Origin of the sequence: Desulfitobacterium dehalogenans ATCC 51507 (assembly GCF_000243155.2) — a bacterium.
GTDB classification, from domain to species: domain Bacteria; phylum Bacillota; class Desulfitobacteriia; order Desulfitobacteriales; family Desulfitobacteriaceae; genus Desulfitobacterium; species Desulfitobacterium dehalogenans.
Genome location: NC_018017.1, coordinates 2,173,838 through 2,195,123 on the forward strand (window position 1 = coordinate 2,173,838; position 21,286 = coordinate 2,195,123).

Below are 21,286 nucleotides of genomic sequence, written 5' to 3' on the forward strand. Positions count from 1 at the left end.
TATGCCCTTGGTTTATTCTATCTTTGTCCCTCATCCGCCCCTCCTTGTCCCTGAGATAGGACAGGGAGAGGAAAGAAAATGCTCAGCTACTCTGGAAGCTTACCGATATCTTGCCAGGAGCTTATATGAAGCTCAGATCGACACCGTTGTCCTCGTTTCTCCTCATACTCCTCTCTTGCGGGATGGAGTCGTCATTCTTCAGGATGAGACCCTTAGAGGGGATTTCGCCCAATTTGGAGTGCCTAAAGTTAAGTTGTTATTTTCCAATAATCAACTCCTGGCCGGAACTTTAGCCAAGGAACTGCCCGGAGGGGTGCTCACATCCGGAAAACTGGATCATGGAGCTCTTGTCCCCTTGTATTTCCTACAGGAAGCAGGTTGGGACGGTAAGCTTGTGGTAATGAGTATGCCCTTGGAGAATCCTGAAGGCTATGGGGAGATCATCCGTGATATTCTCAAAAGTTATGCCGAGCCCATTGCCCTGGTAGCCAGTGGAGATCTTTCCCATCGCTTAAAAAACGATGGTCCCTATGGATTTCATCCTTCGGGTCCTCAATTTGACACTAAGATTTTTGAAGGGTTATCCAGAGAGCCCTCTGCCATCAAGAAGATCCCCCGGGACTTGGCCGAGGAAGCCGGGGAATGCGGTTGGCGGAGTTTGCGCCTGGCCTTAGCGGTACAGCAAGGGTTGCCCAGGGTTCTTTCCTATGAAGGACATTTCGGGGTGGGATATCTCGCAGCTGAACTGTACCAATCCTCTCCTTTACCCCAATGGGCCAGACAATGCCTTGAAGCCTATTTGAACAAGGGCACGACTCAAGGACTCACAGTTCCTGATGTCCCCTTACTGCAGCTGCGGCGCCCCTGTTTTGTAACCCTTCACAAAGATGGGGATTTGCGCGGCTGTATTGGAACCACTGCTCCCTTTCGGGAAAATCTGGCTCAAGAAATTGAGCATAATGCGATTGCCGCCGGAAGGGAAGATCCCCGCTTTTGGCCGGTGGAAGCAGAGGAATTACCCTCCCTGACGATTTCTGTGGATGTATTGGGAGAGATGGAAAAAATCAGCGGTATGGATGAGCTTGATCCCTGGCGTTATGGTGTGGTTGTACGGGGACGGGGAAGAACTGGGCTGCTGCTCCCCCGCTTGGAAGGAATCAACACAGCCCAGGAGCAAGTGGACATAGCCAAGCGTAAAGCTGGATTAGGCCCGGATGAGCCGGTAGAAATGTGGCGGTTTGAGGTCGTTCGCTATTTTGAGTGATCATTCATCATCATCTGATGTAACTGATGCAAAGGAAACGAGGTAAGGGTTATCCATGGAAGGAAAAACTGCAAGCTGCCTGCTTTGTCCCCAGCATTGTCAGCTTCGTTCAGGACAGGTCGGGCGTTGTCATGTGCGGGGAAACAGGGGAAATGGTGTGGAATCCCTTAATTATGGGGAAGCAGCATCCTGGCACCTTGATCCCATCGAGAAAAAACCTTTGTTCCATTTTCATCCGGGAAGCTGGGTATTTTCTGTGGGTGGCTTCGGCTGCAACCTTAACTGTACCTTTTGCCAAAACTATGAAATTTCTCAATCCCAGCAAAGGGGATTGCGTGTTACACCGGATGAGCTGGCAGAACAAGCCCGGGGTTCTTTGGGCTTATGTTTTACCTATTCGGAACCCACCACTTGGTTTGAAATGATCCGGGACACAGCTCCCCTTGTTCATAAGGACGGTGGTAAGGTGGTATTCGTCAGTAACGGAACCATCGCTCCGCGATATGTAGAAGAGCTTATTCCCTTAATCGATGCTGTAAACATCGATATTAAAGCGTTCAATGAAGGATTCTACCAAAAATTCTGCGGCGGCAAACTGTCCTGGGTTCTCGACACGGTAGAACGATTAGCCGGGCGCGTCCATCTGGAGATCACGACCTTAGTCATTCCTGAAGCCAATGATGACCCTAAAGAGTTTCGGGAATTAGGGAGATGGCTTCGCAGACTCAATACCCCTCTGGCTTGGCATCTAAGCCGTTATTTTTCGGCTTATAAACTCAATACTCCGCCCACGGCTCCCCGAAAGCTGATGGAACTTTGGGAAATTGCCAAAGAAGAAATAGATTACGTCTATATGGGAAATATCGCTGGGGGAGAGAACACTATTTGTCCTCAATGTGGGAAAAAGGTGATTTTACGGGAGAACTATCGAATCCGGAATCTTCTCCACAACGGAAATTGTCCTTCTTGCGGTCAAGAAATTTTTGGTGTGGGGCTATAATTTGAACTGCACCGCATGGATCGGAAGCCAATTGAGGAAAAATTGACCAGAATATGAAACAACTTTGCATTTACCTTTAAGTCGCCTCTCCTTATACTTAAGGACAAGCTTCCTTAATCAACAGGACAAGCTTCCTTAATCAACGAGGAGAGGAGTATTTTTTTGAAGAATAGAATTGTGTTTCTGCTTAGTGTCACACTCGTGATGGTTCTGGTTAGCGCTCAGATTACTCAGGCCGCTACCCCATTGCTTAAAGTTGGCTCAAGAGGTTCGGCTGTAGTGACATTGCAATCGAATTTGAAAACCCTTGGCTATGAGGTGGGTGCCGTTGATGGAATTTTTGGTGCCAAGACAAAAACAGCTGTTCAGGCTTTCCAAAAGAATTCCCGGATTCAAGTGGACGGAATCGTTGGACCTAAAACCCAACAAGCATTGACCAAAGCCTTGAGCTCCAAAAGTACCACGAATCGTTCCCTTAAAACTCAAAAGATCTTATCCACAGCCAAAGGTTATACCGGTGTCCCTTACCTCTGGGGCGGGACGACACCTTCCGGCTTTGACTGTTCCGGATTTACCCAATATGTATTTAAGAAAAATGGAATTACTCTTCCGCGGACCAGCAGCCAGCAATACCAAACAGGTACCGCTGTGAGCTTTAACTCTTTAATTCCAGGGGATCTGGTCTTCTTTAATTTCAACTCAGGCAGTGTTGTCAGCCATGTGGGGATCTACCTGGGAGACGGACAATTTATCAGTGCGACATCCGGTAAAGGTGTCATCACTTATAGCTTTACACCCTATTGGAAAAATGCTTATGTGGGAGCAAAAAGAGTGTATTAGTTGAACCAAGATAGCAAAAGGGGTTGTCGGCAGGCAACCCCTTTATTTATTTACAATCGCTTATATAGAGATGTTTTGGAGGAGTATTTAAGAAGGTGTTGAATTATAATAAAATAGTCTAGTCTATAGATTGTAAGGTGGAGTTAAAATGGGTCTAGGTGTGAAAGTCCGCGATTTCCGCAAACAACGGGGATTAACCCTTCAGGCTTTGTCAGATCAGTTGGAAGTTTCCTGCTCTTTTCTCAGTGCTGTTGAACGGGAGATAAAAAAACCTTCTGTAGCTATGGTGCGAAGAATTTCCGAAGTATTGAACATTTCCCCCACTTATCTTCTGGATAGTGATACAGAAAAGGTTTATGGAGAAAAAATAAAGTTTATCAGGCAAGGTAGAAGTCTCTCCATAGAAGAGTTGAGTGAACTCTCGGGAATATCCCCTGAACTTATCAGAGCTTATGAAGAAGGCTCCGACAAGCCGGATTTTGAATCCCTGAACACGTTGGCCGAGGTACTCAATGTTACGGTGAGGTATTTTCTGGAAAAGTCAGCCGATAAACTATCCATCGGTGGGAGAATTAAAAGAGAAAGGGAAAAATTGGGGCTAAAAAGTTCCACATTGGCGGATAAGGCAGGAGTCAGTCCGTCTATGATAAGCCAGATTGAGAATGATCAGGCGGAACCTTCCCTTGATACCCTGGAAAGTATTGCAGAAGCATTAGGGGTATCTGTCTGTTACTTTCTCTTAGAGCAGGAAGACGTGGAAAATCTTTTATCTTCTCTTAATCCTGATGTTTTATCCCTATTGGGTGATCCCAGGGTTCAATCTGTATTAAGAGCCGTTCGGGATTTTGAAGCCGGAGATTTGAAATTTATCCTTAATTATATTCAGTTTTTCAAACGCAACAGAGCTCTGCTGTCCTCTAAAGCGGAGAAAGACCATAACAGTTTAAGTTCAGATTAGATAAAAGCTGCCGGGAGGCAGTTTTTTTAGTGAGTAGTAAAATCTGAAAATTTCATTTTATCTCTAAAAAGCGGAAGGAGAATAGGGTTTACCGTCGAATAGCTAAGTATAATTTAGTTGAGGTTGAATTAAATTGAACCTTGGTTCAAAAGCAAGTTTTTGCTGATCGTTCAACCTTAGACAGAGAAGGGGGGATCAAATTTTTTTGTATAATAATTTAATATTAGTGAAAATATTTTTAACCTCAAAAAGGATGTGATTGCTTTTGGGATGAAGAACCTTGCGGAAAGATACTAGGGGTAGGGGTGTATTCAAAGAGTATAAGGAGGTTTTGTTCATGAAAAACAACCTGACAACAGGTCAAATGAATAAAATTCAAAGATTGTTGGGAGACCGCGCTCGTTTTGATAAGATTGAACGGTTGGTTTATTCACATGATATGGGGATTATGCCGGAACAAATACGCTCTTTGATCCGTTGCCTTCCAGACGCAGTTGTTCAGCCCATCAATGTGGATGAAATTATTGAGATTGTAAAAATGGCCCAAACAGAAAAGATTCCCATAGTTCCGAGAGGAGCAGCAAGTGCCGGTTTTGGAGGAAGTGTCCCTGCCAAAGGGGGAATTGTTCTCGATCTTGTGCGAATGAATAAGGTGCTGGAGATCGATAATAAGAAGGGGACGGCAACTGTTGAACCTGGGGTAATTTGGAGTAACCTGGAGTCGGAGTTGGTAAAGCAGGGGCAGACGTTGAGAACCTATCCCTCCAGTTCGAATAGTTCAACGGTTGGAGGATGGGTAGCTCAAGGGGGATGCGGCTATGGCGGTTACGAATATGGGGAGTGCGGGGAAAATATTGTCTCCGTTGATGTTGTGCTGCCGACAGGAGAATTGAAAACTTTTGCCGGTGAAGAAATAGCCAATGTCTATGGTTTATGTGGAACTACAGGTATCATTGTGAAAGTTATCGTTAAACTAAGGGAGATCGATGAAGAAAGAGTGATGCTTTCCTCATTTCCAGACTTAAAAAGTGCGGCAGATTTTCTTACCAATTTATCAAAAGCCAAGGTACCGGTATGGAATGTAGGTTTTTCGACACCCTCATTTACGGCTTTAAAGCAAAAAGCCCAGGAACACTATTCTCTTCCGGAAGACGAATATTTGGTCACCATAGTATTTCCAAAGCACCGCCGATCAGCGGCGGAAAAGCAGGTTAAGGAATTAACAGCGAAACACGGCGGGAATGTAATGCGGGACAAACTGGCTGAAGAAGAGTGGCGGGAAAAGTTCTATCCTATGCGGTTTAAAAAGTTAGGTCCTACCTTTGTTGCCAGTGAGGTTGTATTACCGATCGGCAAACTGGCCCAATTTGTCAGTGAAGTAGAAGAAAAATATAAAGGTGAGTTTGCCATGGAGGGCACCATGGTCGGAGTGGGGGAGATCTCCCTTCTTGGTTTTATGCTTACAGATGAAAGAAAATTAGGTTTTCCCCTTGCCTATGCTTGTGCCCTGGATGTCATTGATGCGGCGGAAAAAATGGGCGGAAGGGTCTTTACCCTGGGTATGTATTTTACAGATCGGGCCAAATCTTTTTATGGACAAAAAGAACTGGAGAGGATATGGGAATATAAACAGTCGATTGACGCGGAAGGAATTATGAATCCGGGCAAGGTCATACCTCCATCATTGGATAAACAATCTCCCATCAAAATGCTTAGCGGGGCGATGAAGATTGCTAATGCGGGAAGTGGTGTGATCGGTTTAGCCGGGCGTTTATTAACGAAATGGCAAAAGGGAGAATTCAGTTCTCCTTTGGAGGAAGACTTGACGGATGATACTTTTGCTTGCGCCATGTGTGGATACTGCCGAAATATTTGTACTGTATTTGATGCTGTGCCCTGGGAAAGCAATTCCCCAAGAGGAAAATACTTTATTCTCAATCAATATATCAAAGGCAAGATCAAGCTGGATGATGAAGTGGGGAGGGCTCTTTATCCGTGCACAACCTGTAAAAAATGTGATACAGTCTGCCAGGTGCGTTCCCATAATGCTCATCATTGGATGTCTTTGCGTTATGAATTCAGCAAAAATAAACTTCATAATACAGGCTTAGAGATCATTCGCAATAATGTTTTGAATATAGGTAATTTCTGGGGAGTGCCGGGAAATGAGCGATTGAATTGGCTGGATGTGCCGGTACAAACTCACGGCAAACTTGCTTATTGGTCCGGATGCTGGGCCAGCACCATTATGGACACTATGGCGCAAAATAGTACAAGAATTTTAAATGCATTGGAGATACCCTTTGTTCATTATGGAGAAAAGGAACAATGCTGTGGACTGTATTTGTCTCTGGGCGGATACAAAGAGGATTTTCAGACTATAGTCCGCAGAAATTTAAATATGTTTAATGAATCCGGCGTTGACACGATTCTTTTCTCATGTCCCGGATGTTACGCTACCTTTAATGAGAATTATCGGCAGATAGCTATGGAATTAGGCCTGGAGTGCACTATACGTTTCAAGCATATTGCGGTGTATTTAAGTGAATTGATTGGAGAGGGTCGACTTAAATTCAAAGTGCCGGTTCATAGTACGGTGACTTATCATGACTCCTGCCATGTTGGCCGCTGGTTCGGCCATTATGACGAGCCCCGCAATGTGCTTCGGGCTATTCCCGGCTTAGAGCTGCGGGAAATGGAGCATATTAAAGAACAGGGGCTTTGTTGCGGGTTGGTATCAGCCTTTGACTCTTTGGCTTCTGTTTCTCATAGTGGCATGAAGAGGGTCCAAGAAGCAGAGAATACAAAGGCCGAATGGCTGGTTACCAATTGTGCCGGTTGCGGCTCTCAGTTTAACGCGACGTGTCATGCAATGGGGACGAAAGTTCAGCAGGCAGACCTGACGGAATTGGTGTCTAAAGCACTGGGAATTCCCGCAGAGGATCCTTCGGAAAAGGTTGGAGCTTATATGGTTCAATGTGTAGAAATGCTCAAAGATAGTGTCCTTACCCCTATCGTTGTTCCGGCTGAAGTCAGAAAATAGGTGAGTATCTCCTTTTAGACTAGTTTATTAACGGCTCTTTTCTGAGCTCATTCAGGTGGTCTGATCCTGAATGAGCTCTTTTATTATATAAATCTGGATATAAAGACAAAAATTTCTTGACATAAAGAATATTCGTATTATTATAAAGAATGAGACATAGATTTGTATAGACATATATTCAAGTTCTGGGAATAACGATATTAGGAAAGGAGGGTAAATGTGTAAAAGTGCTCAAATTAAATGCTGAGAAGCAATAAAGCTCCGACTCAGGATCCGTTGTAAGATTTACTGGAAAGGATGGTAAGTATGAGTGAAAAGAAACAATCCCTAGTATTATTGGCCATTTTTTCATTTGCCTTTATCGCGATGGGCGTTGGAACGATTACACCTGCCATAGCTGCGATCGGAGCAGCCTTTCCCCACGTTGGATTCAGCACTCTCTTATTAGTTTCCACTATTCCTTCCCTTGTTTCAATTCCGGTAGCCATTATCGGAGGCAGCATTGCCGGGAAATCGGTTAAGTACAGAACTTTAGTGCTTTTTGCAGCATTGATGTTCACTATCGGCGGTATAATTCCTTATTTCTTATCGAATTTTACTTTGATTCTGGTATCCAGAGCGTTCTTCGGCCTGGGTTTGGGTCTGATCATGCCCCTCAATACTGCCCTGATTTTCAATCTTATCCCACCTGACAAGCAAGCAAACATCATGGGGATCAACGGAGTTGTCATGAATATCGGGGGTATTGTCCTTCAATTGCTGGGCGGAGTTTTTGCCTCAATCCAGTGGAATTACAGTTTCCTCGCCCACGCTTTTGGTTTAATTACATTTTTGATCACTCTATTTTTCCTGCCTGAACCTAAAAAGCATGAACTTCCTGCAGGTACGGAAGATGCGCCGGCTGAAAAACTCAAAATGCCTGTTTCGATCTTTGGCTGGGGAATTGCCTTTGGGGTTGTCACCATCTTGGACTACCCGTCCTTGACCAATATGTCTTCTGTTCTTGAAACTATCGGAGCCAATTCTGCAGTTGCCGGAATAGTCTTGATGTTCATGACCATAGGTGGTATGTTGGCAGGGATAGTCTTCGGTAAAATATTCAATAAGATTGGTCGTCAAACTCTCTCTCTCGGACTCGTCTTTTTCATCTTATCTCAGGTCCTGTTCGCCTTTAGTCAAAGTGTACCGCTCTTTATTGTTGGTGAAGCTTTGATGGGAATCGGCTTAACCCTTTCTATGACTTCCATCAATATGATGGCTGGAGCTTCAGTACACCCCAGTCAGACTCCAATGGCGATGTCTATCATTGTAACCGGCATGAATCTGGGTGGTTTCCTTTCCGGCTATATCTACGCTGCCGTCATGGGGGCATTGGGCATCACCACGCTGAGATTCCAATATTATAGCGGTATGGTCGGATTTACAGCTCTGCTTGTATTCTTCTTGATTCTCTTTTCCGTCAAAAAGCGGGCGACCCCGGTTGGTCCCTCCCAAGCAAGTTCTCATTAAATTTTAAAAAAGAATAAAAAGCTACGGGGTCTTCGGAAACCGCAGCTTTTTTTATAGGGTTTATACTTAATATCCAGCAGGACTGAGGTCTAAGAGTAAGGCAAAATCTTCATCGATGAAGATTTTGAATTCTTTTCGCCCAAGGCGCCACCCATCACCAGTCTGTACTCCTGGCGAATATCATATATCTTCCCGGGTTTTTAATATAGTATATGAAGTTGGCCTATTGATGTGACAACCTAATCCAAGAACAGCCAAATTTTTCGATTTCATACAATGATTGATGGTTTCTAGTTTGAAGGAAAAGTTAGATTTACGAAGAATATCTTTATAAAGAGTGCAAAACTCTATGTTGATGAGATGTGACAGAGGGTTTGGGACATCGGGAGAATAGTCATGCATTAACCCGACATCGCAAACCCTCTGAACATTATGAGATTGTGGTTATTAATCTATGGTTAGGAAGGAAGGTTGAACATGTGAAGTCAATTCAGCTTAAAAATGGGCAACTCATTTTAATCAGAGAAGCAGTGAAAGAAGATGCTCAGGAATTAGTTAACTATTTACACAAGATTGGTGGCGAATCCGATTTTCTGACCTTCGGATCCGGAGAGCTTAGTATATCAGCAAATGATGAGGAATCCATTATTGAAGAAAGTCGCAATGCCAAGAATAAGATTATGCTACTTGCCTTAGTCGACAACAAGGTGATTGGATGTTTGAGCTTTGTTAATGGGGCAAGGGCACGAACCCAGCATACCGGAGAGTTTGGACTGTCGGTCTTAAAAGATTATTGGGGGCAAGGAATTGGCAGCGCTATGCTGAAAGAATTGATTCGATGGGCAAAGGATTCGAATACGATTAAGAAGCTCAATCTTCGGGTTAGAAGTGATCACGCTAAAGCGATTGAGCTATATAAGCGTTTTGGCTTTGTTCAGGAAGGAATGATTACAAGAGAACTTATGATTTCGGAGAAATTTTATGATTTTTGCTGTATGGGCTTATGTATAGATTAAAGGCTTACTCATGTGGAGTATCAGAATAATTCTTTGTAAAGGATGATTTGCTTGTTGAAACTATACGCTATTTATACTCTAACTGGTGATGAGGAGAGATTTTTGGGGCAAGCCTATTTAACGGAAAAGGACCTGGAGGCCGTTGAAGAAAGTTTTACCGGGCTGCTTAAAGCGGAATATCATATTACCCTTACAGACGGAGATCGGGTTAATGTCAATACCATCGACTCAATCGAAGAGATTGCTGATGACGGGGGAGAATGAGATCATCGAAATTTAATATGCTCAGCTGCTCGTCTTAACTGCTCATCCAGAACTTTGGCATAGATTCTTGTGGTTCTAGGGTCGCTATGACCAAGAGCGTCCTGAACGATGGCCAGGTTTTCTGTTTCACGCAGCAGGAGGGTCGCAAAGGTCGAGCGCAATTTATGAGCACTAAAGCTCTCCGTATTATGACCAAAGTTTTGGAGAATGGTCATATACTTTTTGATCAGATCCTGGATAGCTCTTTTGCTCATGCGATTGCCCTGGATCGAAAGAAAAAGGGCATCGGTTTGTTGGATGACATAGCGAGGGCGTTCATTCTTAATATAATCCTGTATGGCCGTCGCGACTTCGGCGTTAAAATAGATGTTGGTTTCTTTATTTCCTTTGCGGATAACGAAAAAACAACCCTTGTTAAAGTCGATGCTTTGTAAGTTTAGGCCATATAGCTCACTTAATCGCAAGCCCGTACCTATGAAGGTCAGGAAGATGGCATAATCTCTTTTCTCTGTATAGAGATGGTATTTAAGTTGACCTTCACTTAAGCCCGTACCGGTCTCTATGATATCCACTAAGTCAGCAATTTGCTCCGGTTCAAGGGCTTTGGGAGCTTTTTGATTCTGTGCAATTGGATTAAGCTTTATGGTAATGTCTTTTGAGATGAAGTCCTCTCGCAATAAGTAGCGATAAAAGGATTTGATGGCTGCTTGCTTGCGAGCTAAGGCTCTGACGCCATTTTTCCTATGGGTTCGGGCCCAGTTTAAATAAGCTTCGATATCAGTATGTTGAATTTGCTGAATATGTTCGATAGTCAAGGAAGAAGGGGAGGGAGGGAAGTCCGGTTTACAGTCACAAATAAATTGCAGGAAGAGAAAAAGTTCCTGAGCATAGGCCTTTTGTGTATGTGGGGAGCGATTGATTACTCCTAAATGATTAATATATGTAAATGCATAAGAGGGTAGAGGGATATTAAAAATATCTGCCATGATGATTCACCTACATTCAGTTATTTGAGTATCGATTTGCTGATCATATTGATCTCTATAACTCATATTCTAGGGGATAAAAGAGGCAAAATCAACTATGTATTAAAACGATATTTAGCGCAGAGTTGAAATTGGGTGGTAAGCAGTATCGGGTTTGATAGTATGTTCTATGTAACCATGCAAATCTTAGACGGATTTTAGAGTCAATGTCAGAAAAATGTTCTATAGAAAACTGTGTAATTTTGATTGTTTGACATAGATACAGTTGTAATTGTAATAATACCGCTGTATTAATAGAAATGGCATTGGCCATTAAGTTTTTAAACCTTGTTGAGGCTTTTAAATGCTCCGTATCTTGCTTTAGCCGTAATTTTAAGAGTAATCCAAGCTAAAGGTCAATTGAATATACTAAAATTAAATTATACTATCGGATTGAATTGCATTTGTGAGCAGCGTCATTGAATACGTCATAAATACTATCGTATAAGTATTAAAGTGTTTGCAATGGTATGCTTACAAAGTAAAAAGCTAAATAGCAAAATTGCATTACATAATAGAAATTACACATAGACTTGGCACATTACAAAATAAAATGAGCAAAATAATTCAACCAGGCTAATTCAGGCTAATTCAGGGCCACCTCTATCCAACCATCCTTATTACTTTACATAATATTCATTATAGGACCCAAAATAAAAAAATAAGGACCTTCCCTTTTCGGGAAGGTTTTGTCTTAGTGTTTGATTTTAAAAGCTTTACCAGGGTGCTCGGTTCGGATATCTTCGGTATTGATTATAATTTCGTCGATTTCAATCCCTACATAGTCAGCTGTAGATTCTATACATTGACAGCAATTATCACAGATTTTTTCCCTATTTAATTCGCAGCGATCGCATTCACCGCATTCTGTACAGAGTCGATGTTCAAGAACACAAGGTTCTCCGTATTGTTTCATGATTCAGCACTCCAATATTTAATGATTAAACTTCGGTTGTTTTCTTTATGGTAATCACTTTATTGATACTACTTTATGCAATAACAGATAACTGACCCTATTCATTCTCGACTATGGTGCGAAAAATCCCGGCATATTATAAAATGCCTCCGGACTGCTTAAGATATTTTTTAATGCCGCCCGTGTTCGTATCTTAGCTATTCCTTGATCCAATAACTCAACTGTGTCCGTATAACGCTGCTCACTGCCTAATAGGACCAATAAGAGGTCTCCATCCCCCATTGTGACATATGTAACAAGGCACTGGCCCGCTTCAGTGGTGGTTCCTGTTTTAAGGCCTTGATCTCCCGGATAAATACCTAAAAGTTGATTTGTGTTAGAGATTTCCCGAACCTGTTTCCATCCGTTGGCATCAGTCCAGTTTACAGATGCCTTTTTTTGCTTAACATAATCCATGAGAGTTGGATTCTCCGTGAATTTTGAGGCAATGATGGCTAAATCTTTTGCCGTGGTGTATTGATCTTGTGCCGGCATGCCATTGGCCGTCTTAAACTGACTATCCGTACAGCCGAGTTCAAGGGCATACCGGTTCATAGCCTGAATAAAGTCATCCATGGAACCATAAGCTGCCACAGCTAACGCACTAGCCGCATCATTGGCACTGAATACATACATTGCTGTAAATAAGTCTTTTACAAGTATCTTATCACCAGGCTTAAGGCCAAGTACAGATCCTTCGACCTTGACTTCTTCTCCTAAGGTAATGAGCTCATCCTCTTGAAGTTTTTCATGAACAAGAAGCCCAGTTAAAAGTTTTACTGTGCTGGCGGGTGCTCGGCGTGTATCTCCGTTTTTCTCCAGAAGCCTCTCCCCTGTTCTTAGGTTAAGCATAAGATAACTGGAGTCTTCAGGCGGATTATATTCAGGGGTATCCGAAAATTGAGCAGGAGAAGTTCCGGGTGTGTTTGGGCTAGTCTTTTCTGCATCCTTTGTAACAGGATCGCTTTTGTTAATTGATGGACTGGAACTTAGGGTATGGAGGGTATCCGCTAAACCTGTTCGGTCCAACAAACCTGGAAAAAAGGTTAAAACGATTATCGCTGTGATGATAATCGTTAAAAGCGTAAAGGGAATTCTTTTCTTTGATTTTTTACTCATATCTTGCCTTCTTTATAGAATGTATTGAAATCTTTCTTGTAGATCGGGTGATCTTAGTCTTGACCTCTTATATATAATAATTAATTTTAAGGATAAGGGCAAGCTTTTGCGTGAAGAGTCCTTTCTATGAAATCGAATTCTTCTGTGAAAGGGCATTTTCTTCCTGACTTTGCTGCCAAATAGTTAGGAAAGGATAAGGATTGACCCACTCTCCATTAGGAAGCTCAATACCAAAATGTAGATGATCAGGAGTTGTAAGAGCATCTCCGGTATGCCCTAAGGTTCCTAAAAAATCCCCCTTCTTAACTTTTTGACCTTCCTGAAGATGAGGGTTTATGGTGTTTAGATGAGCATAGTAATAATAGTTCCCGTCCTCTCCCCTAACACCTACCCGTTCTCCTCCAAGCCGATTCCAGCCTAACCTCTCAATTTTGCCGTTCCCAATACTGATGACGGGAATACCTTCTGCGCCGAAAATGTCCGTTCCTTCATGTTTGCGTACCCCGCCCTCCCGGTCTGCTCCAAAGGTATCCATGTACCAGACCTTACCAATCACCGGAAAGACAAAACGGCCCGGTTCATAAAAGGGATAGGTTAAAAGAACATGTCGCTTCCAGAGGATTTGTTTGACCGCTTCTTCACTGATCTGAAATTCACTGTTTTGCCAGGAGAGTTCTTCGAAATCTATATCCTGTTGCAACTGTTGGACGAGATAGAGTTCCTCATCCTTAGTGACGGTGCTTCGTATCGCTATTAAATCTGCCCAGGCCGTAGGAGAAATCTCTTTCCCTTCCTTCTGACATTGTAAAACAAGCTCAGCCGGTAGATTCAGGAGATAAGGATAGATATCGGAGGAGATAGCCGGTTTCTTATGTATGCCCTTCCAGACGGCTGTGCTGATCAGGATGATCACAAGGACTTTTAGGAATAAAGTCCAGTGCTTTTGTCTCGGTTTGATACTTCTGCGTATCCTCATTCCCCTCTCCCCTCTCTACAATGCATAATATGGGAGGAAAGGCTGGATTAGAAGTATAGTTAAGGTTGATTCTCTGAGATAGGAGTATAAATCACTTGACCGGTTTGTATCGTGGTATCGGTGAGTTGATTGTATTCCATAATCTTAAGAACGAGTGTACGGGTATCGATTTGCAGGCCGGAGTTCTCAGCTAAGGACCAGAGAGTATCTCCGGATTGAACGATTTGCGGTTGGAAAACAAGTTTCTCTACTCTGCTGTTTGCCTGATTCCAATCCCAGAAGAACCAGCCCATACTTCCAAATATCATGAGAAAAAGCAGCAAATAAGAACATAGTTGCCTTAGCAGTTTTCTCATTCGATAATTTCGATAGTCTCTATTATAGCTTCTATAATGGCGGACGGAAGAAGAACAAGTACTCATAATAATCCTCCTTTATGTTCTCATAAAATCCAAATATATACGAACATAGGTTCCTGAGAACAGTATAAAGGAGAGCACGGGAATTCGTCAATACTTTTTCGAACATTTGTTTGCACACAGAGGTATTTAATGCTAAAATAGATTTAGAATATATGAAGGGAGGAAATTGGGTGTATCCTGATTTATCGCAGAGACAGACTGATATATTAGAGTATATTAAACGGGTTATTCGAGAAAAGGGTTATCCCCCCTCTGTTCGCGAAATAGGCGATGCAGTTGGATTAATGTCCAGCTCTACTGTTCACGGGCATTTGCAGACCATTGAAGAAAAGGGGTACATACGCCGCGACCCAACGAAACCTCGAGCCATTGAGATATTAGACAGCTCCAGCGATCCCAATGAAAAGAGAACTGTTTTTGTCCCCATTATTGGCAAGGTGACCGCCGGCCAGCCTATTTTGGCCCAGGAAAATATCGAAGATACGTTCCCGCTTCCAATGGATCTGGTTAACTCAGATACGGTGTTCATGCTGAGAGTTAAAGGTGAAAGTATGATTGATGCAGGAATTATGGACGGGGATCTTATTTTAGTACGCCAGCAAAAACTGGCCCGTAACGGAGAGATCGTGGTTGCCATGATCGGTGAAGAGGCTACGGTAAAACGGTTCTACAAAGAAAAAACACTCATCCGCCTTCAACCTGAAAATCCTTATATGGAGCCTATCTACTCCCAGGATGTCACTGTCTTGGGTAAGGTTATTGGGGTATTTCGTATTTTACACTGATTTATAAGGTACGTGGCAATAAAAAGCAGACCTCCATTCCACAATGATGTGGGTGGATATCTGCTTTTTTATTGCACAATAGAACTTGAAGTACAAGTAAAGGAGGTCATTAAGATCGTTGACAGTCAAACTATTAGGGCCCTTCGCATGGAGCGGCAATTTCTTTCATACAAGGCAAGTGAGGAAGAATACATATCACTTTACCGTGACGCACAGCCTGGGCAGAGTATTTACTGGAATGGTTTCGGCGACCCGCCAAGTTTAACCTTCCGTGCTGATTTTGACGACATCGAATTCAACCGAAAAAGGCAAAGCACTCGTAAACTCATCAAAGGGCGGTTTGCGGGCGGCAATCTAGGCTGGATTATGGTTGAGGATTTGGAATTGTTCGCCGCGCTGTATCGCAAGCCCCTTGACAAACCATCGGAACACCAACACGTGCTGCTGGATCTGATTAAGCGGGAAGGTCCCTTAACCATCCAGCAGATGAAGGAATTCACCGGGATGCTGGTGAAGGAGATAACCCCTGCACTCCACCGCCTGCAGGAAGCATTTTTAATTTACGAAGATCAATACGACGGAGAATGGGATCGGAGCTGGTATAAATTTACCGAAATGTTTCCCAATGCAGATCTGGTACGTTATTCTCGGCAGGAGTCGCTGAAGATCCTATTACAACGCTTTGCCTATCGCCATGTTTTATTTGATGGGGATATGGTAAAGTCGTTTTATAAACTGCCGGGGAAAGAGATCAAAAAGGCGATTGAGGGGATGCTTGCCGACGGCATATTTATAGAGATGGGAAACAGTTACCTACTGAAATCTGATTGGGCATTGCTGCGAACTTATGCCAAGGAAACACCCCAATTCGTCCTTGCCATGCATCGCAATGATTTTTTAGTCAAGTCCAATGAGCATCGGCTGAAAGAACAATTCAAGCACCCTGAGCATGAGACCCTGCAATATCTGCTGATTGACGGTGAGTTTCGCGGAGCTTCAGTCGGGCATTTTAAAAATGGTCCCTATGTGTTGGAGGATATAATTTTAGACTTGCCGAAAGCTGAAATCACCGCCCGCAAAGATGAAATTCTTGAAGCGGTGTATACCGTCAACTTCGGAAGAAATAATCCCATTAAACGATATAACGGGGAGAATTTATGAAGTTAATCACGATTATACGCATACATAAGTAAAACCCTGAATTCCGCTATCTAAACGGCTTTCAGGGCTGAGTACCGACATATTAAAGGGATATTTTCCGGGAACGACTGTCCCTAAAGCGCTGGAAGCCTAGTTCAATCAATTGGGTGATCAATTCGGAGTATGGGATTCCACTGGCTTCCCAAAGCTTTGGATACATGGAGATCTGAGTGAACCCCGGCATGGTATTGATTTCGTTGATGTAGATCTGATTGCCTTCAGTAACGAAGAAATCTACCCGGCTTAAGCCGCAGGCTTCGACGGCTTTAAAGGCTGCTACAGCTTTTTCCTGCAAGCTCTTTACCACCTCTTGGTCCAGAGGAGCAGGAATCACCAATCGAGAGCCGGTGTCAATGTATTTGGCTTCATAATCATAAAAATCCTTGGAAGGAAGAATTTCTCCCGGGATGCTGGCTTTCGCATCCTCATTTCCCAGTACACTCAGCTCGATTTCACGTCCCACAATGTTTTGCTCTACCACAATTTTGCGATCGTATTCTGCCGCAAGATGAAGGGCGTTGATGAGCTCCTCTCTGTTCCGTGCTTTGGAAATCCCCACACTGGAACCCAAATTAGCCGGCTTGACAAAACAAGGGTAGCCCAGAGAGTGTTCAATATCATGAAGCACTTTTTCCATCATCTTTTGGAGCGTCGTTCTAAGTACGGTGAGATAAGGGGCTTGAGGCAGGCCGGCTTCGGTAAACACTGCTTTCATACGGTCTTTATCCATACCCAGTGCGGAGCCAAGGACTCCTGAGCCTGCGTAAGGAATATTAGCCATTTCAAACAATCCCTGGATGGTTCCATCCTCTCCGAAGGGTCCATGCAGAACAGGAAAAATCAAGTCAAATGTCCCATCCTGAGGAAGGGTGCTGCCGTCCAAGGCTATAAAGCGGGGGTTTGAAGGGTCGTGGACGAGATTGACGAGAATACCTTGTAAAGTGGGATCTTGCTGCCATTGTTCAGGACGTATTCCCCAATGCCATTGGCCGCTTTTGGAAATACCAAGGGTCTCTACCTCATATTTTTCCTTATCAATGGCCTTAAGTACAGAACTGGCAGAGTTCAGGGAAACCTCGTGTTCTCCGGACTGACCTCCGAAAAGAATAATAATTTTTTGCCGTGTCATTCGCGCACCCATCCTCTCTATTCTATTTAGAAAATAGCCCAGAAAACTTGAAAAGAGTCCATAGCAACGTAAAGCTACACAACCCGAGCAACAAGTCTACTCTATACTATATGCAAAGGGGTGAAAAAGCTGCCTTTAATCAATTGCTCCAAATCGGCTCATGGGCCAATAACGAAACAGAGTCATTCCGGAGATGTTTTCAATCGGCAAAAAACCCCATTCCCGGGAATCGGCACTGTTATTGCGATTATCTCCCATGACAAAAACAGAACCTTCCGGCACAACCAAGGGCTCCAAATTTTTAATCTGAGGCTCCATGACATAGGGCTCTTCCACCTGTTGGCCATTGATAAAGGTCTTATGGTCTTTTATTTCAATGGTATCCCCTGGTAAGGCAATCAAACGTTTGATAAAATCGTCGGAAGAATGGGCGCTGGAAGGTGGATGAAAAACGATGATATCTCCTCGTTCAAAATCACCAAAATGTTTAAAAAAGAATTTATCGACAATAATGCGGTCTTGCAGCTGAATCGTCGGCAGCATGGACCCGGTTGGGACTAACCTTGCCTCTAATACAAAGGTGCGAATGACCCAGGATAAGGCAAAGGCAATAATCACAATTTCGATGATTTCAATCATGAGTTTTAAGGTACTTTTCGCTTTTACTTTGATATCTTGTTCGTTTTCCATGTGTGCACCTCACTTTAGTAATCCTTGTTCCCAAAGTTTTTGAGCCGCTAATAGATTCCCAAACTTAATATAATTCATGGAGATCCCGCCTTGCTGGTAAGCGATAAAGGGATCCCGCATAGGACCGTCTGCAGAGAACTCACTGGTCGCACCTTGAATAAAGGTTCCTCCTGCCATAATGACTTCATCCTCATACCCCGGCATTCCCGACGGAATGGGCAGGACATGACTATCGACAGGCGAGCCTTTCTGGAAGCCTTGACAAAAAGCAATCATGGCCTCTCGCGAATTGAGCTTGACGGCTTGAATAAGATCCGTCCGCAGGCCATCGGGAAGAGGATTCACTTCGAACCCTAAGGCCTGCCAAAAGGCGGCGGAAAAAATCGCCCCCCGAATCGCCTCACTCACGGTCAAAGGACTGAAGAAAAGCCCTTGGAAGAACTGAAGCTGCCAGCTGAGGGTAGCTCCCACCTCTCCCCCAATCCCTGGAGCTGTTAAACGGCAGGCGGCTTTCTCAACGAGTTCTTGTTTGCCGGCAATATATCCTCCTGTGGGAGCTAAACTCCCTCCCAAATTTTTAATCAGGGATCCTGCTAAGAGGTCTACTCCCACATCCCCGGGTTCGCGTTTTTCTACAAGTTCGCCATAACAATTGTCCACAAAAATAATAAGTTTAGGAAAATGCTCACGGACATAATCCACAAATTCGGCGATTTGCTCCATATGAAGGGAATTACGCCAGGCATAACCCCGGGAACGCTGAAGAATAAGCAGTTTCGTATTGGGTTTTATAGCTTGACCAACCAAAGGATACTGAATTGTTCCCTCTTCACTAAGGGGAATCGAGTCATAAGCTACCCCGAAATCCTTAAGGCTCCCCTGCCCTGTTCCCCGGATGCCAATCACTTCTTCCAGTGTATCATAGGGATCTCCCGTAACGGAAATAAAATGATCACCGGGTCGAAGGACAGCAAATAAGGCTGTGGCAATGGCATGGGTTCCGGAGACAAATTGTCCCCGGACTAAAGCAGCTTCCGTGCCCAGGATCCGGGCCATGACCCGATCCAGAGTTTCTCTGCCGCTATCTCCAAGGCCATAACCTGTGGAGCCCTGCAAATGATAGGTGCTTACTCTCTCTTCCTGAAAGGCTTCCAGTACTTTGGCGTGATTATGTTCCGCAATATCAAGTAGGGTCTTTTCCTGCAGCTGTAAAAGCTGTTCAGCCTGACCTTTTGCCTCGAGAATTTTTCTGGGCAGATTATCTAAAAACAATGGTGAAACCTCCTCGTTGTATCCATCTTTCTCGTTAGTGTAGTGGCACGTTCACATTTCGCCCAATGACTTGTCTGAATTTCCATCTGCTGCGTTGTCGTCCATCGGCGTAGCACCACTACGCCTCACTCCTCCGCCTTGCAGACTGAAAATTCATCCTGTGTCATTTGGCTGAAAGTCAACGTGCCACTACACTAGAGGAGTTCAAGGACTTTATTCCATACGGGGGTCAGTGAATTGTTTTCAATGAGGGACACGGGTATGGGATGGGACAGTTCTTGAGCTAAACGGCTTAGATCGGAAGGATGGTCTATTTTATCAATTTTGTTCAGTAAGGTAATCCGTGGCTTGTGGCTGCACTCCAATTGCCCTAAAATGTTATGAACCGTATCGGCACGCTCTAAGGCTCTGGGGTGGCTGGCATCCAAGACATGAACTAAAATATCGGCATTCTGCACTTCTTCAAGAGTAGCGAGAAAGGCATGGAGAAGTTGATGAGGTAATTTCTGAATAAATCCTACGGTATCACTAAGCAATATCTCCGTCTTTCGATCCAGGCGTATCCCTCGTACGATAGGATCAAGGGTGGCAAAGAGCTTGTCCTCTCCCTTGACACTTTCTCCCTTGGAACGGGTTTGCTCCATGGCCTTTTGCAAAAAAGTGGTCTTTCCCGCATTGGTGTAACCGACTAAAGCAATCAGGGGGATGCCGCTTTTTTCTCTTTGCCGCCTCTGAGTGGTGCGGGTCTTGCGGATTTCACCCAGTTCATCCTCTAAGAGATTGATTTTCTTTCTTACCCGCCGCTTATCCATTTCCAGTTTGGATTCTCCGGGGCCACGGGTTCCTACTCCCCCGCCCAGCCGGGAAAGACTGAGTCCCTGACCGGTCAATCGGGGTAAAAGATGCTTAAGCTGGGCCAGCTCCACCTGAAGCTTACCTTCTCTTGATTTGGCTCGTTGGGCAAAGATATCCAGGATTAATGTGGTACGGTCCAGCACCTTAATCCCTGTAGCCTGCTCCAGAGTTCGCAGCTGTACAGGTAAAAGCTCATCATCACAGATAAGGACATTGGCACCGCTGTTTTGCAGGTGCTGGGTTAACTCCTGCAGTTTTCCTTTTCCCAGGTAACTCACCGGGCTCCCATACCGTTTAGGCTGAAGAATCTGTCCTACCACTTCAACACCTGAAGAATGGGCAAGTTCCGACAGCTCCGTCAGCAGCTCAAGTCCCGGTTCTTCTTCCTCCAGAGCGACCAGAAAGGCTTTCTCCCGCTCAGATACCTTGAGAACCGGGCTGGGGGGGCGTAGGCGATAGTCCTGAACTGCCGTGTCGTAGGAAAAGTTCATAAGCTCCTCAGGACTTAAGGCCAGGATTGGATAGCCTGAATCTCCTGAAAAGGCAATTTCAACTCCTGTGACCTGTCCATTTCTAACCCCGATACTGCTCATGCTTTCCAGCCCGGCGGAACTCAAGGCGCTTAGATCCATAGGACTGAGCTGAGGGTTTCCGCTGGGATGGGTATGGATACAGCGCAAACGTCCCGTTTGACGGGCTGGAAGAGGGGGCAGCTTGACCGCAGCATGCTGTCCGACAGCCACGGCGCTGACCATTCCCGAGCGATTGATATAAAGGGCTATTTCTTTATTCCACAGACTGGTTAAATTGCAGATTCCCATTAATAAATCATAATGGATAAGCTCCGGACGGGCCGTCCGGAGCGAAGTCAAATCTTTGAGTTCTTTAAGCTGGGTTCCGCGAATCCCAGAGGTATCACCCAAAATATCCATTTGAACCTCCGCTGTATAAATAACGAATGTCA

General features: G+C 44.2%; 19 protein-coding genes. 10 read left to right on the forward strand and 9 right to left on the reverse strand.

What is annotated here, in order from left to right:
- Position 1 precedes the first annotated feature (1 nt).
- The 8 genes from amrA (at position 2) to DESDE_RS10600 (ending at position 9,894) form a co-directional block, all read left to right on the forward strand.
- Positions 2-1,264 (forward strand): AmmeMemoRadiSam system protein A, encoded by a 1,263-nt coding sequence (gene amrA / locus DESDE_RS10565; RefSeq protein ID WP_014794001.1) that lies wholly within the window; start codon positions 2-4, stop codon positions 1,262-1,264.
- Positions 1,265-1,319: 55 nt separating this feature from the next.
- Positions 1,320-2,264, forward strand: a complete 945-nt coding sequence (amrS, locus tag DESDE_RS10570) for an AmmeMemoRadiSam system radical SAM enzyme (protein ID WP_014794002.1) — start codon at positions 1,320-1,322, stop codon at positions 2,262-2,264.
- 162 nt (positions 2,265-2,426) lie between these two features.
- Positions 2,427-3,104 carry a C40 family peptidase gene (locus tag DESDE_RS10575; protein ID WP_014794003.1) on the forward strand — a complete coding sequence of 226 codons (678 nt, stop codon included), beginning with the start codon at positions 2,427-2,429 and terminating at the stop codon, positions 3,102-3,104.
- A gap of 148 nt (positions 3,105-3,252) precedes the next feature.
- A complete protein-coding gene (locus tag DESDE_RS10580) occupies positions 3,253-4,062 on the forward strand; it encodes a helix-turn-helix domain-containing protein (RefSeq protein WP_014794004.1) in 810 nt (269 codons plus the stop codon).
- 337 nt (positions 4,063-4,399) lie between these two features.
- Positions 4,400-7,105 carry an FAD-binding and (Fe-S)-binding domain-containing protein gene (locus tag DESDE_RS10585; protein ID WP_014794005.1) on the forward strand — a complete coding sequence of 902 codons (2,706 nt, stop codon included), beginning with the start codon at positions 4,400-4,402 and terminating at the stop codon, positions 7,103-7,105.
- 306 nt (positions 7,106-7,411) lie between these two features.
- Entirely contained in the window at positions 7,412-8,614 is a 1,203-nt protein-coding gene (locus DESDE_RS10590; RefSeq protein ID WP_014794006.1) for an MFS transporter, read from the forward strand.
- Positions 8,615-9,093: 479 nt separating this feature from the next.
- Positions 9,094-9,630: a GNAT family N-acetyltransferase gene (locus DESDE_RS10595; protein WP_019850471.1), complete on the forward strand. Its 537-nt coding sequence runs from the start codon at positions 9,094-9,096 to the stop codon at positions 9,628-9,630.
- 54 nt (positions 9,631-9,684) lie between these two features.
- Entirely contained in the window at positions 9,685-9,894 is a 210-nt protein-coding gene (locus DESDE_RS10600) for a hypothetical protein (RefSeq protein ID WP_242831225.1), read from the forward strand.
- Positions 9,895-9,896: 2 nt separating this feature from the next.
- On the opposite strand, the gene DESDE_RS10605 is transcribed toward DESDE_RS10600, so the two are convergent.
- The 5 genes from DESDE_RS10605 to DESDE_RS10625 all read right to left on the reverse strand — a co-directional run bounded on the left by DESDE_RS10605 (position 9,897) and on the right by DESDE_RS10625 (position 14,277).
- Entirely contained in the window at positions 9,897-10,880 is a 984-nt protein-coding gene (locus DESDE_RS10605) for a tyrosine-type recombinase/integrase (protein ID WP_014794009.1), read from the reverse strand.
- Positions 10,881-11,613: 733 nt separating this feature from the next.
- Positions 11,614-11,835, reverse strand: a complete 222-nt coding sequence (locus DESDE_RS10610) for a hypothetical protein (protein ID WP_014794010.1) — start codon at positions 11,833-11,835, stop codon at positions 11,614-11,616.
- Positions 11,836-11,946: 111 nt separating this feature from the next.
- On the reverse strand, positions 11,947-12,993 hold the full coding sequence (locus DESDE_RS10615) for a D-alanyl-D-alanine carboxypeptidase family protein (protein ID WP_014794011.1): 1,047 nt from the start codon (positions 12,991-12,993) through the stop codon (positions 11,947-11,949).
- 124 nt (positions 12,994-13,117) lie between these two features.
- Positions 13,118-13,969, reverse strand: coding sequence for a M23 family metallopeptidase (locus DESDE_RS10620; protein WP_014794012.1), 852 nt, complete (start codon positions 13,967-13,969; stop codon positions 13,118-13,120).
- 59 nt (positions 13,970-14,028) lie between these two features.
- Entirely contained in the window at positions 14,029-14,277 is a 249-nt protein-coding gene (locus DESDE_RS10625; RefSeq protein ID WP_242831226.1) for a LysM peptidoglycan-binding domain-containing protein, read from the reverse strand.
- 284 nt (positions 14,278-14,561) lie between these two features.
- Here DESDE_RS10625 and lexA point away from each other — a divergent pair, with 284 nt between their 5' ends.
- Positions 14,562-15,176: a transcriptional repressor LexA gene (lexA, locus tag DESDE_RS10630; RefSeq protein ID WP_014794014.1), complete on the forward strand. Its 615-nt coding sequence runs from the start codon at positions 14,562-14,564 to the stop codon at positions 15,174-15,176.
- A 48-nt stretch (positions 15,177-15,224) separates the two neighbouring features.
- Entirely contained in the window at positions 15,225-16,337 is a 1,113-nt protein-coding gene (locus tag DESDE_RS10635; protein WP_014794015.1) for a hypothetical protein, read from the forward strand.
- Between the two features lie 82 nt (positions 16,338-16,419).
- Here DESDE_RS10635 and DESDE_RS10640 read toward each other — a convergent pair whose 3' ends face one another.
- The 4 genes from DESDE_RS10640 to hflX form a co-directional block, all read right to left on the reverse strand.
- Positions 16,420-17,505, reverse strand: coding sequence for a D-alanine--D-alanine ligase (locus DESDE_RS10640; protein WP_014794016.1), 1,086 nt, complete (start codon positions 17,503-17,505; stop codon positions 16,420-16,422).
- A gap of 135 nt (positions 17,506-17,640) precedes the next feature.
- The gene (gene lepB, locus DESDE_RS10645) at positions 17,641-18,195 is read right to left on the reverse strand and encodes a signal peptidase I (RefSeq protein WP_014794017.1); all 555 of its coding nucleotides are present in this window, start codon (positions 18,193-18,195) and stop codon (positions 17,641-17,643) included.
- Between the two features lie 9 nt (positions 18,196-18,204).
- Positions 18,205-19,467, reverse strand: coding sequence for a methionine gamma-lyase family protein (locus DESDE_RS10650; RefSeq protein WP_014794018.1), 1,263 nt, complete (start codon positions 19,465-19,467; stop codon positions 18,205-18,207).
- A gap of 194 nt (positions 19,468-19,661) precedes the next feature.
- A complete protein-coding gene (gene hflX, locus DESDE_RS10655; protein ID WP_014794019.1) occupies positions 19,662-21,254 on the reverse strand; it encodes a GTPase HflX in 1,593 nt (530 codons plus the stop codon).
- Positions 21,255-21,286: the final 32 nt, after the last annotated feature.